The following is a 12,842-nucleotide window of genomic DNA, read 5'->3' as shown; positions in this document are numbered from 1 at the left end:
TCCAGTATACGAGTCTAGAGTATGAAGAGTTGCTTAAGTATTATGGGATGACTCACTCTTTCAGTCGAAGGGGATACCCTTATCATAATGCCAGTCTTGAATCTTGGCATGGACATTTAAAAAGAGAGTGGGTGTATCAATTTAAATATAAGAACTTTGAAGAAGCCTATCAGAGTATTTTCTGGTACATCGAAGCCTTTTATAATTCAAAACGAATCCATCAAAGTTTAGGGTATCTTACACCTAATCAATTTGAAAAGGTAAGTGCTTAAAATAAATAGATTAAAATTCTACGTTTGTTACTCTAAAAACTTGACTTAACGTCATTTGGAGTTGGTTCTTTCTTATAGAGTCTTACCAATACTTTTTACAGATGCTATTAAATCAAGAATTTAAAGTATCGGGACAGATTATAGTAATTTTTGTTTTGATTTCGTTTGCTGTTTTCTTTTTGGGGTTGAACAACGATAGAGGTGAGAGCAAATTGTCTTTATCTGACAAAATGATTTTACCAGTCTATCTTGTTGCTTATTGGATTTTGAATCTTGTCAGCGCAATCTCGGCTGAAATTGTTGTCTTAAGTAATCGGACTAACAAAGGAAAATGGGAAAGTCCAGATAGGGGAATATAAAATGGAATTAGTTATAACCCGAATTGCTAGTTAAGTTCATTGGAAAATAAATAAGTCGTGCTATCCTAATCTTAAACCACTAAGCATTAGAAAGCGCACGACTTATATGACTTATAATAGCACACTTCGAAAAGTTTTTGTTTATTTACTGACAACCATTGAGACGCTTTATCAAACGAGGGTTCCCCTTGAGGTTCAAAACCGAAAGAACGTCCATCTCGCAACATCAGATTGCTTAGTTATCGCTTGTTACCTATGGGGCGTACTGCATTTTAGTGAAACGCTTAAAGCTAAGCACCAATTGGCTCAAAGTTTATTTCCTAATTTCCTAGAATATTCTCGCTTTGTCCGCCGTTGTAATGCGCTCTTACCGATTATCCAAGTCATTCGCCAAGCACTCGTCTTTAAAGAGGTTGAAGGAATGAGTGTATCCATTATTGACAGCTTCCCCATTCCTTTGTGTCAGCCTATTCGTAATTTCAGAAGCAAAGGTCTTGGAGATTATGCAAATGTTGGCTACAATGCTACAAAGGGACAGTACTTCTATGGATGTAAATGTCATGCTTTAGTCAGTGAATCAGGCTATGTCATAGACTACACAATTACTCCTGCTTCAATGGCTGATAGTTCAATGACCGAGGAAGTGTTGAGTCAATTTGGGACACCAACAGTCCTTGGAGATATGGGATATCTAGGTCAGTCACTGCATGATAGGCTGGAATTAGAAGGAATTGATCTAATGACACCTGTCAGGAAGAACATGAAGCAAAAGAAAATCCTTTTCCCTAATTTTTCAAAACGTAGAAAAGTGATTGAGCGAGTTTTCTCTTTTTTGACAAATCTAGGAGCTGAGCGTTGTAAAAGTCGTTCGCCTCAAGGTTTTCAATTGAAATTAGAGATGATACTTTTAGCGTATTCTTTACTGTTAAAATCAGCTAAATCACTGGAACCATAGACTTTAAGATATTCTATCGGGTATCAAGTCATGGCTAAATAATCAACTAGCAATTCGGGTTAGTTATACGTAAGAAAAAGAAAAAAAGACATTTTTTTGAATTTATGGCTGTCTTCATGTGTTGGGGCTTTATTTTAAGTATTTTTATATTCTTAGCACTTTCTATATTAGGAATCTATAGTGATGGAATTATCTCTATTTTAGTAATCATTGGTTTTCCAATAACAAATTGGGAAGATGTGATTTATTCATTATTTTGTATGCTTTAAATACTTACGATTCCATCTCTGTATATCCTAACAAAGGAGGACTAGAAGCAGATGAAATACAAGAAAAAAATGTTATTTTGCTAGTCATGTTTTTAATCATAGGGTTTTTAGTAATCATGTCTACTCGTGAAACAGAAGAATATGTGAAAGAGAGCAAAAAAGAACAACCTGATTTCGCTTATGAGAGTTTACTTCAGGATAATGATGGAATTATTGTCCTTTGTTATCATCGTGTTCTCAAAGATACACCTATCACAAGCTTTGCTTCAACAATTTCTCAAAATTCGCAGTTACATGAATACAATGTTTTTTTAGAGGATTTTGAAAAACAAATGGAATTTTTGAAAGAAAATCACATATCGGTTTTAACGTCTGAACAACTCATCTCTAAAATTAATAAAAAAGAGGTAATAGGCAAAGCGGTTGTCATTACTTTTGATGATATCGATAAATCTCTGACAGAAAATGCTTATCCAGTAATGAAAGAGTTTGACTTACCTTTTACCCAATTTATTATTACCGGAAAAGTTGGTCAAACGATTGATGGTTCACAAATGTCTTCGTGGAAAGAAATAAAGGAGATGGATGAAAATCCTTTGGTGATATCTGGTTTGCACACAAACGACTTACATTATCAGGAAAATCTTGAACCAGTTTTATCGACAAATATTTCGAAAAAAGTAGTCCAAAAAGATTATTTAAAAAGTCAAAAAACTTTTCAAGAAGAATTAAATAAAAAGGGGAATGTTTTTGCTTATCCTTATGGGGCTCAAAATAAAGATTTAGAAAATTATATGCTCAAAGACGGAATCAGTGGAATATTTACGCTTTCCCCAGGAGTGGTTACTAATGAAACTAAGTATAGTAATATCCCTAGACTGATTGTTACGAAGGAAAATTGGAAAACGATTGAGCATTGGCTTGTAAAGAAATGAAAGATACATCACTAAATATAAAATAACTTCTTAGAAGTGCGGTCTTTAAAAATAAATAAAAGAGCTCCTAAATATTAGAAGCTCTTTTATTTATTTGTGATTCTTTTTAAAAAGTGGACTAAACAACCGATTATAAATCCAAGGACTGCTGGGAGAATCCAGCCCATTCCAAGAGAGAAGAAGGGGAGAAAGTCTTTGGCAAAATTGAGAATGGCCGCGATAGGCTTAAGTGATTTTAGCGGATTTGGAAGTGCATTGAGTCCGTCGGCGATAGCAGCCAAAAGTGTGAAGGCGGTGGTTATTTGATAGACAAGTTTAGAATGTTGAAAAACTGGACCTAATAAGGCTAAAAGGATAAGTGTGATTGCTAATGGATATAAAAACATAAGCACTGGAACAGAAAGTTCTATGATTTTTGTTAAACCGATATTTGCAAAAATACAAGGGAGGATACTAACGATCATTAAGTAAAAGCGATATTCTCTTTTTGGAAATAATTCTACGAAGGTTTCAGAGAAAGCAGACATCAACCCAACAGCAGTTTTTAAACAGGCAATGATAACAATCAAAGCCAAGATAATCATTCCAAAAGTTCCAAGATAGTAATTGGAAATTTGGGCAAGGGCAATTCCACCATTTTCACTTATCGCAAATTTTCCTACGCTCATGGCTCCTAAGTAAGAGAGGCAAGTATAAATTATAGCCATAAGTCCTACGCTAATCAAACCGGCTTTAATGGTTTCCTTAGCAATAATTTTGGGATTTTTAACTCCCCGCTGACGAATCGTTGTGATAATAATAATTCCGAAAGCTAAGGCTGCTAATGCATCAAGTGTATTGTAGCCCTGAGTAAAACCATTCATAAAAGCAGAATTTTGATAAAGTTTACCAACCTCTGCTTGGTGAACGGATCCAAGAGGGTGACTAAAAGCGATGATTAAGATTAAACCTAACAAGACTAGAAAAAGTGGATTTAAAAATTTGCCAATATAATCCAATAGTTTTGTGGGTTTTCTAGATAAAAACCAAGCAGTACCAAAGAATAGGATACTAAAGAGTGCTAAAAGTGGGGTTTGAAGTTTGTTAGATAAAAATGGAGAAATTCCAATTTCGAACGAAGTTGTTGCTAGACGTGGCAGTGCAAAAAAGGGACCAATGACCAAATAAAGTAAAATCGTAAAGATATAGGCATAAATACGATTGACTCGGGTAGCCAATTCAAAGACGCCATTACTTTGTGATATTCCTAATGCAATAATTCCTAAAAATGGAAATCCAACTGCTGTAACTAAAAAACCAAAATTGGCTTGAGAGATAGCAGCACCTGCTTCTTGACCCATATGGATAGGGAAAATTAAATTTCCAGCACCGAAAAAAAGTCCAAATAACATTGATCCAATAAAAAGATAGTCTTTACCAGCTAGTTTCTCCTTCATAAGTTCTCCCTAATAATTTCATTTTCTATTTTGTGAATAAAATAATAAGTCATTATAGCAAAATAATTGTGAACTTACAACACAATTTAATAATTTTTAATCAAAAATTAGTCTAAAAATAACAAAAAATTTAGAAAAATGGATAGAACTTTTACATAGAAGTAGTAAAAAAAAGACCTTGATAGAGGCCTTAGGATTAATATTTCATCAATACTTTTATTTTAAAATATCAGCAAGTTCTTCTTTATGTTTTCTAAAATACTCGGCTGCATAGGGGCAAGTTGCACCCAATTTAATATTTTCATGTCGAGCTTTTTCAATTCCGGCAAGAACTAATTTTTCTGCCAAGCCTTGGCCTCGATAATCAAGTGCTACGCCTGTATGAGTAATAATTATTGAATTTTTCATATTCATATAATTCATTTCCCCGATGACTTCCCCATTATCTGAAAGTAGTTCGAATAAATTTTGCTTTTCGATAATTTCCATTTATTATTTCTCCTTGATTAGATATTTTAGGGCACCAGAAGGGCATCTATTGATTACTGTTTGATTAGAAGGGGTATCGCCATTATCTGGAATAATCCAAGGCTTACGTCCAACCTCAAATACTAGCGGATTACCTCGGACACACTCACCTGCATGTTCACAAATTGTTGCATTATAATAAATATCCATATTTTCACCATGATATTTACGATAATCATTTTTCAGTAGCTCTTCTTCAGTTGCAACGTCGTCAAATAACTTTGAATTGTCCATTTCATTCCTCCTGTTTACAACTGTAAATCTTTAGGTGACATTTGTCAAGCAGCTGCTAGGGTGTGTAATTTATGGAAATTAAGAAAGAGATTTTTAAGGATATAAGCAATAAAATTTTACTGACAGTGGTTTATAATTTAATTTGATAAAGTTAAAGGTTGCTGACAAGTTTTTTAGAGAATGAAATAAGAAAGCAATTTGAAAAAGTAATGAAAGAGCCTTACAGATATGATATAATATAAATGCATATGGCTTCTTTTATTTTAAAAATGAGAAGAAGAATGATTTGATTTAAAAATTTACTGACAGAAGATATTTTCTTGTGAAAAGGAATAGGTCAGAACGAGTGCAATTTAAAAATAAGAAAAGTGAAATTGAGAAAATAGAAGATTTTGTAATTTTAACGAATTAATTATTGATTTTTAAATAGTACATACAAGGATAGATAATAAAATGATAGAGATTTTTGATACACATACGCATCTTAATACTATTGAATTTGAAGGACGTGTCAAAGAAGAAATAAGTAAAGCTCAATCCTTTGGCGTCACAAAAATAAATAATGTAGGAAGTAATTATCAGTTAAACGATGCTGCGCTTTTATTGGCTGATAAATTTGAGTCAGCTTATGCAACAATTGGTTGGCATCCTGATGATGCTGCTGAATTTGATACTGCTGCTGAGGAATATTTACTGACAAAAGGAAGAAGCAAAAAAGTAATTGCTGTTGGTGAAATTGGTTTGGACTATCATTGGATGGTCTCTCCTAAAGCGGTTCAGGAACGAGTTTTTAGAAGACAAATTCAAATCTCAAAAGAATTAGGAATTCCTTTTCAAGTTCATACGAGGGATGCTCTTTCTGATACTTATGAAATTATTAAATCAGAAGGTGTCGGGACTGCTGGTGCGATTATGCATTCATTCTCAGGAACAGCTGAAGAAGCACTCAAGTTTGTTGAACTTGGTATGAATATTTCATTCTCAGGTGTGGTAACTTTCAAAAAAGCGTTGGATGTTCAAGAAGCGGCTCGTTTACTTCCGTTGGATAAGATTTTAGTTGAAACCGATGCTCCTTATTTGACACCAACTCCTTATCGGGGCAAAGAAAACACACCAGGATATACGAAGTATGTTGTTGAAAAAATAGCTGATTTACGTGGGATTTCAATGGAAGAAGTTGCTGAGGCAACAAACGAAAATGCTTTGAAAATTTTTGACCTGAAAAAGTAGAGTAATTACTTAGTTTTGCTAGGAGCTATTTTTATGAAAATTATTATTATCGGTAGTTCAGGTAGCGGGAAATCAACTTTAGCAAGAGAATTAGCAAAAAAGACGGATTACCCTGTCTTACACTTGGATAAAGTATTCCATAAACATCCAAGTGATCTTGGTAGAATAAAACTGCGTGAAGCCACAAGAGATTTCATTTCTCAAAATGAAAATGGAATTATTGACGGTAATTATGGTTCAAGTTTATCTGAACGACTCCCTTATATAGACGAGATTGTTTGGTTAAAAGGTTCAAGATTTAAGACTGTCTTTCGAGTCATAAAACGTTCAATTCTCGTGCGATTATTTCATAAAAATCGATCAGATATGGCTGAAGAGTTCAGAGAAAAATGGGATAAAGACTATCTGGAGTTTTTAAACTTTGTTTGGACTTTTCCAGAAAAAGAATTTCCCCAAATTGAGCAAAAAATAAGTGAATTTGCTGTTTGGGACAAAGTTATTATCCTTAAAAATCGGAAAGATAAAGAGAAGTATTTAATAAAATATGATAGAAAAACCAAAAATTAATGAAGTGATTGTGGTAGAAGGGCGAGATGATACGGCAAATCTTAAACGTTATTTTGACTGCGATACCTATGAAACAGGGGGATCTTCTATTGATGACAGAGATTTAGAACGTTTGAAAGTACTTGAAGAAAAACGGGGGATTATTGTATTTACTGACCCAGATTTTCAAGGAGAACGGATTCGAAAAATTATTATGCAAGCAATCCCGCAAGCTGGTCATGCATTTCTAAATCGTGATGAAGCAAAACCCAAAGGAAAAGGGTCACTTGGTGTTGAACATGCAAATTTTGCGGCACTCAATCAAGCTTTGTCAGAGGTTTTTGGTGAAAAATCATCACTGACAGATTCGTCAGCAGATTTGACCCAAACTGATTTAATGAGATTTGGTTTAATTATGGCTGCTGACAGTAGAAAGCGTCGAGAATTTCTATGTGAAGAATTAAGGATTGGCTATGCTAATGGCAAACAAATTAAGAAACGACTTAATATGTTTAAAATTACAATAGAACAGATTGAAAAAGTAATGAAAAATTACTGATGAAATAACTATTTAAAGAAACAAAATATGATTATTAAGGCTGAACCTTAAATTAGTCAATTATAGATTACTTTCATTTCAAGACAGATTTGTCAGTAAAAAATTAGATATAAATAAAAGAAAGAAAAAATGACAGAAAATAATATAGACCGCATCTCAAATATCATTCGTACTCAAGACATTCTACGTCGCCATGATTTTAATTTTAAGAAAAAATTTGGTCAAAATTTCCTGACCGACCATAATATTTTGACCAAAATTACGGAGACGGCTGACTTGTCCAAAGAAGTGAACGTCATCGAAATTGGACCCGGAATTGGTTCATTAACACAGTATCTTTTAGAAGAAGCCGCTGAGGTTATGGCTTTTGAAATTGACAAATCTTTGATTCCAATTTTAGAAGAAACGATGGCGCCTTACGATAATTTTACTTTGGTATCGGAAGATATTTTGAAAGTTGATTTACTTTCTGAAATTCAAAAATTTAAAAATCCAAATTTACCAATTAAAGTGGTTGCGAATTTGCCCTACTACATCACTACTCCGATTTTGATGCATTTGATTGAAAGCAAAATTCCTTTTTCTGAATTCGTTGTGATGATGCAAAAAGAAGTGGCAGACCGAATTGCTGCAAGACCTAAAACCAAGGCTTACGGCTCATTATCAATTGCCGTTCAATATTATATGGAAGCAAGTGTCGCCTTTATCGTCCCACGAACAGTCTTTATTCCTGCCCCAAATGTCGATTCGGCTATTTTGAAAATGGTTCGACGTGAAGAACCTTTAGTTGAAGTAGAAGATGAAGAATGGTTCTTTAAAACGATGCACAGTAGCTTTGTTCACCGTCGTAAAACCTTGATGAATAACATGCAAGCAGCATTTGGAAAAGACAGTAAACCAGAAATAGAAAAATTATTGGCACAAGCAGAAATCTCGCCAACGATACGTGGAGAAGCTTTGTCCATTGAGGAATTCGCTAAATTGGCTGATGCGCTTTTACCTCTTAAAAAGTAAATAAAAATTAAAAGAAAACGTTAACTCATGTTAGAGTTTTTGTGTTATCATGGAAGAAAATGATGAGGTCATTCTATCATTTAATTTTATATTTAAAGGAGAGCAAAATGAGAATTGAAAAATTAAAAGCAAAAATGCTGACAGAAAATATTGATAGTTTATTGATTACTGATATGAAAAATATTTTTTATTTGACAGGATTTTCTGGAACCGCGGGTACAGTTTTTTTGACCCAAAAGCGCAATATTTTTATGACAGACAGTCGTTACAGTGAGATGGCGCGTGGCTTAATCAAAAATTTTGAAATTATTGAGACGAGAGACCCTATCAGTTTACTGACAGAATTATCAGCAAGTGAATCAGTTAAAAATATGGCTTTTGAGGAAACAGTCGATTATGCTTTCTTTAAAAGGTTATCCAAGGCGGCCACAAAATTAGCCTTTTTTTCTACCAGCAATTTTGTTTTGGAACTTCGCCAAATCAAAGACGAATCAGAAATAAGTTTGATAAAAAAAGCCTGTGAAATTGCTGACGAAGCCTTTATGTCAGCTCTAAGATTTATTGAACCAGGCCGAACTGAAATCGAAGTTGCTAATTTTCTTGATTTTAAAATGCGTGATTTAGAGGCGAGCGGAATTTCTTTTGAAACGATTGTTGCCTCTGGCAAACGAAGCAGTTTACCGCATGGCGTTGCGACGAGTAAAATGATTCAATTTGGCGATCCAGTAACCATTGATTTTGGTTGTTATTATGAGCATTATGCAAGTGATATGACACGGACAATCTTTGTTGGCTCTGTTGATGACAAAATGCGAACAATCTATGAGACCGTTCGTAAAGCTAATGAGGCACTCATCAAACAAGTTAAAGCAGGGATGACTTATGCACAATACGATAATATCCCACGAGAAGTTATTGAAAAAGCTGATTTTGGGCAATATTTTACGCATGGAATTGGTCATGGTCTTGGTTTAGATGTTCATGAAATTCCTTATTTTAATCAGTCGATGACCGAAAACCAACTAAAATCCGGAATGATAATTACTGATGAGCCGGGAATTTATCTTCCTGAATTTGGGGGAGTTAGAATTGAAGATGACTTATTAGTGACAGAAAATGGCTGTGAAGTCCTGACAAAAGCGCCAAAAGAGCTTATCGTTATTTGAAAAAAGCAATAACTTGTGATAAAATAAGATGTTAAATCCTGTCATTTTACTTCTTTTGTGTACAGAAAATTACTGACAAAAAGAAAAAAGGCAGAATATCTAAATTTATAAATACTAGGAGAAACATAAACATGGTTTTAGCAAAAGACCTTAAATCAGGCATGACATTTTTGAATGGGGAAAAACTTCTCCGCGTTATGGAAGCAAGTCATCACAAACCAGGTAAAGGAAATACAATCATGCGTATGAAGCTTAAAGACGTACGCTCAGGTTCAACATTTGATGACACTTACCGTCCTGAAGATAAGTTTGAACAAGCTGTGATTGAAACAGTGACAGCTCAATACCTTTATTCAATGGATGATATTGCTAACTTCATGAACAATGAAACTTACGAACAATATGAAATTCCAGTAGAACAAGTTAAAGATGAACTTCTTTACGTTCTTGAAAATACAGATGTTAAAATCCAATTTTACGGTACAGAAGTAATTGGTATTCAACTTCCAACAACAGTTGTTCTTGAAGTTACTGAAACACAACCATCAATTAAAGGTGCAACAGTAACAGGTTCAGGTAAACCAGCCACTATGGAAACAGGTCTTGTTGTTAACGTTCCTGACTTCGTTGAAGTTGGAACAAAACTTGAAATCAACACACAAACAGGTGAATACTTAAAACGTGCTTAAGTCAGCACGATTACTGAAAAAAGTTACTGACAGCGGTTTGTCAGTAACTTTATGAAGTTTTAAGACTTCGTCAGTAAAGAAAATTCATTTTGTAAGTGAAATTTTTCTAATTAGAAAAATTTGCAAAGACAAAAGGAGAAAGCAAAATGGCAGAAAAAACTGTACATTCTGAAGAACTTGGGGATATTGTCATTGCCCCTGAAGTTCTTGAAGTGATTATCGGTATCACAACAGCCAAAATTGAAGGCGTACATGCTCTTCGTAATAAACGTTTTTCAGACCGTTTAGGGAAGAAAAATGAAGGACGGGGCGTTTATATTGACTCAAAAGATGATAAAGTAGCAGTTGATATCTACGTTTATCTCACTTATGGTGTGAGCCTACCAGCGGTTGCTACAAAAATCCAAAAAGAAGTGAAAGAAGCAGTTGCTCAAGCTACTGAAATTGTTGTTGATGAAGTCAATATCCATGTTGTAGGAATTATGACTGAAAAACAACCAAAACCAGCGCTTGAAGACTTGTTTGATGAGGGATTTTTTGATGCCTAAAACGCTCACGCAACACCAAATTCGTCAACGAGCGGTCCAAGTATTGTTTTCTTACGCTGTACAAAAGGAAATGGCAACCAGTGTCGTAAGTTCTTTTCGTGAAAATGTTGAGAAGATAGAAACAGAACTTTCTCAAACGATTCGTTTTGACGTTGATTTTCGTGATGAACGAATTATTGTTCGTAAGTTTCCTAAAGGACTATCTCAACCTTTAGAAGCAATCTACGAAATTTACGAGATTCTCGGTGTTAAAGATATCGAAAAAACAAATGTCGCTAAAGCACTTGCTTTCATGCGTGATTTTGGTGGTTACGCTAAGAAAATGAATGAATATGAAGCAACAAATTTATTTTCAGGAATTATGGATAACCTCAAACTTATTCGTTTGTTCCAAATTGAGCTTGATGAAGAGCCAGTTGCACCAAAAGTATTAGAATTTTTCAAAAATCTGCCAGAAAATGCAACAACCGAGCAGACTTTTGAAACTTTCCAAAAAACCTTCTCTTTCCTTCATGAAAATATTCTTGAAAAGTACACAAGCGATTTATTTGTTCCAAATACCTTAAAAGAAGAGCTTGATGAGCAGTTACAGCAGGCTGAAACGACTGCCGAATCTCACTTATCAGATCTTTTAAAAGAAACAAAACATTTCGTACTTAACTACGACAATGATAGAGCAGAAGATCTGGAAGCTCCAGAATATTTTACTCAACTTGTTGATGGAGTCTTAGAGAAAAAAGAAGATTTAGAAATAAATATTTCTAAATATCTAGCAAAAAATTGGTCGTTTTCACGATTAACACTTGTTGAACAAGCCATTCTTCAAGTTTCTACTTATGAAATATTATTTACAGATACACCAAATGTCGTGGCAGTCAATGAAGCTATCGAGCTTTCAAAAGACTTTAGCGATGAAAAATCTAGTCGATTTATTAATGGTGTTTTGACCAACTTCTTGAAAGAAGATTAATAAAAAAGTTATTGGTATAGTCTACCAGTAACTTTTTTTATTACGTTTTACTCTTAAGTGTAGTTTAATAGAAACAAAAGTTATCAAGTTCATTTTTTATTATTAATTTTCTGAAAAATCACACTAAATATTGGTATATTTATTTTAAAAAAGATATAATAAAAGAAAACGTTCTCTTTAATTATTCTAAATCAATTTCAAAAATTTTAAGGAGTAAGAAAAGATGGTAACTAACACATTTTCAATTGAACCCTATGGAGAAAAAGCTTACCATACCGGAATAGCAGTCCCAGTTTTTTCTCTTAGAACGGAAAACTCTAGCGGAGTAGGTCAGTTCTCAGACCTTAAGAAATTGGCTGATTTTACCTATCGCTCTGGCATGGATGTCATCCAATTACTACCAATTAATGATACGACGACTTTTATGGATTGGCGAGATTCCTATCCTTATCGGACAATTTCCGTTTTTGCTTTGCATCCACTCTATTTAGACATTCATGAATTTTGGAAATCTTACACAAAAGAGCAACAAGAAAAACTTTTGATTTTAGAATCAGAACTAAATTCTTTAGAAAAGATAGATTATGAAAGATGTCTGGCATTAAAGTGGGAATATGCGCAAATTATTTATCAAAATTTAGCCGTAAAATATCAAAAAACCAAGTCTTATCAACAATTTTATAAACAAAATGAAGAATGGTTGAAGGCCTATGCCTGTTTTTCCTATTTGAGAGACATTAATAAGAGTGCTAATTTTTTAGCTTGGGGAAAAAATGCGAATTATGATAAAAATTTATTTGATAAATTAAAAAAAGAGACTAGCCAGTTAGATTTATATATTTTTGTGCAATATCTTCTCCATTCTCAACTTACTGAAGCAGTAGATTATTGTCATAAATTAGGAATTGCTTTAAAAGGAGACATAGCGATTGGAATTGCTCACGATTCTGTAGATGCGTGGACCCATCCCGAACTTTTCCATCTTGATAAACAAGCTGGTGCGCCTCCTGATGTTTTTGCCGTAAATGGACAAAACTGGGGATTCCCAACTTATAATTGGGAAAAGATGGCTGAAGATGGCTATGATTGGTGGAAAAAACGTCTAACCGCCATGTCAAATTACTTTGATGGG

Annotated in this window: 16 protein-coding genes; 13 read left to right on the top strand and 3 right to left on the bottom strand. The window is 33.9% G+C overall.

Going from position 1 to position 12,842, the window contains the following annotated elements; genetic code table 11:
- The 4 genes from LLA01S_RS10525 to LLA01S_RS10515 form a co-directional block, all read left to right on the top strand.
- The coding region (locus LLA01S_RS10525) for an integrase core domain-containing protein (RefSeq protein WP_021215631.1) at positions 1 to 272 on the top strand (272 nt) is incomplete at its 5' end.
- A gap of 212 nt (positions 273 to 484) precedes the next feature.
- A complete protein-coding gene (locus LLA01S_RS13385) occupies positions 485 to 631 on the top strand; it encodes a hypothetical protein (protein WP_011675641.1) in 147 nt (48 codons plus the stop codon).
- A 106-nt stretch (positions 632 to 737) separates the two neighbouring features.
- A complete protein-coding gene (locus tag LLA01S_RS10520) occupies positions 738 to 1,586 on the top strand; it encodes an IS982-like element ISLll1 family transposase (RefSeq protein WP_061778286.1) in 849 nt (282 codons plus the stop codon).
- A gap of 385 nt (positions 1,587 to 1,971) precedes the next feature.
- On the top strand, positions 1,972 to 2,790 hold the full coding sequence (locus LLA01S_RS10515) for a polysaccharide deacetylase family protein (RefSeq protein ID WP_228763848.1): 819 nt from the start codon (positions 1,972 to 1,974) through the stop codon (positions 2,788 to 2,790).
- A gap of 86 nt (positions 2,791 to 2,876) precedes the next feature.
- On the opposite strand, the gene brnQ is transcribed toward LLA01S_RS10515, so the two are convergent.
- The 3 genes from brnQ to LLA01S_RS10500 all read right to left on the bottom strand — a co-directional run bounded on the left by brnQ (position 2,877) and on the right by LLA01S_RS10500 (position 4,988).
- On the bottom strand, positions 2,877 to 4,226 hold the full coding sequence (gene brnQ / locus LLA01S_RS10510; RefSeq protein WP_011675644.1) for a branched-chain amino acid transport system II carrier protein: 1,350 nt from the start codon (positions 4,224 to 4,226) through the stop codon (positions 2,877 to 2,879).
- Positions 4,227 to 4,442: 216 nt separating this feature from the next.
- A complete protein-coding gene (locus LLA01S_RS10505; RefSeq protein WP_011675645.1) occupies positions 4,443 to 4,715 on the bottom strand; it encodes a GNAT family N-acetyltransferase in 273 nt (90 codons plus the stop codon).
- A 3-nt stretch (positions 4,716 to 4,718) separates the two neighbouring features.
- A complete protein-coding gene (locus tag LLA01S_RS10500; RefSeq protein WP_011675646.1) occupies positions 4,719 to 4,988 on the bottom strand; it encodes a (4Fe-4S)-binding protein in 270 nt (89 codons plus the stop codon).
- Positions 4,989 to 5,444: 456 nt separating this feature from the next.
- On the opposite strand from LLA01S_RS10500, the gene LLA01S_RS10495 reads away from it, so the two are divergent.
- The 9 genes from LLA01S_RS10495 to LLA01S_RS10455 all read left to right on the top strand — a co-directional run.
- On the top strand, positions 5,445 to 6,218 hold the full coding sequence (locus LLA01S_RS10495; RefSeq protein ID WP_031286717.1) for a TatD family hydrolase: 774 nt from the start codon (positions 5,445 to 5,447) through the stop codon (positions 6,216 to 6,218).
- Positions 6,219 to 6,251: 33 nt separating this feature from the next.
- On the top strand, positions 6,252 to 6,785 hold the full coding sequence (locus LLA01S_RS10490; protein WP_011675648.1) for an AAA family ATPase: 534 nt from the start codon (positions 6,252 to 6,254) through the stop codon (positions 6,783 to 6,785).
- Complete coding sequence (gene rnmV, locus LLA01S_RS10485; RefSeq protein WP_011675649.1) at positions 6,763 to 7,323, top strand: ribonuclease M5; 561 nt, start codon at positions 6,763 to 6,765, stop codon at positions 7,321 to 7,323. Before LLA01S_RS10490 ends, rnmV begins: the two co-directional genes overlap by 23 nt.
- A 129-nt stretch (positions 7,324 to 7,452) precedes the next feature.
- Complete coding sequence (rsmA, locus tag LLA01S_RS10480) at positions 7,453 to 8,337, top strand: 16S rRNA (adenine(1518)-N(6)/adenine(1519)-N(6))-dimethyltransferase RsmA (protein ID WP_021166185.1); 885 nt, start codon at positions 7,453 to 7,455, stop codon at positions 8,335 to 8,337.
- Positions 8,338 to 8,444: 107 nt separating this feature from the next.
- Positions 8,445 to 9,503 carry a M24 family metallopeptidase gene (locus LLA01S_RS10475; RefSeq protein ID WP_061778285.1) on the top strand — a complete coding sequence of 353 codons (1,059 nt, stop codon included), beginning with the start codon at positions 8,445 to 8,447 and terminating at the stop codon, positions 9,501 to 9,503.
- Positions 9,504 to 9,634: 131 nt separating this feature from the next.
- Positions 9,635 to 10,192 (top strand): elongation factor P, encoded by a 558-nt coding sequence (gene efp / locus LLA01S_RS10470; RefSeq protein WP_011675652.1) that lies wholly within the window; start codon positions 9,635 to 9,637, stop codon positions 10,190 to 10,192.
- Between the two features lie 146 nt (positions 10,193 to 10,338).
- The gene (locus LLA01S_RS10465) at positions 10,339 to 10,740 is read left to right on the top strand and encodes an Asp23/Gls24 family envelope stress response protein (RefSeq protein ID WP_011675653.1); all 402 of its coding nucleotides are present in this window, start codon (positions 10,339 to 10,341) and stop codon (positions 10,738 to 10,740) included.
- Entirely contained in the window at positions 10,733 to 11,710 is a 978-nt protein-coding gene (gene nusB, locus LLA01S_RS10460; protein WP_061778284.1) for a transcription antitermination factor NusB, read from the top strand. Before LLA01S_RS10465 ends, nusB begins: the two co-directional genes overlap by 8 nt.
- A gap of 223 nt (positions 11,711 to 11,933) precedes the next feature.
- Positions 11,934 to 12,842 (top strand): 4-alpha-glucanotransferase (locus LLA01S_RS10455; protein ID WP_162267155.1); only part of this gene is annotated, 909 nt, incomplete at its 3' end.

Origin of the sequence: Lactococcus cremoris subsp. cremoris NBRC 100676 (assembly GCF_001591705.1) — a bacterium.
GTDB lineage: Bacteria > Bacillota > Bacilli > Lactobacillales > Streptococcaceae > Lactococcus > Lactococcus cremoris.
The sequence above is the reverse complement of the archived record's forward strand: the minus strand, read 5'-3'. Positions and strand labels throughout refer to the sequence as shown.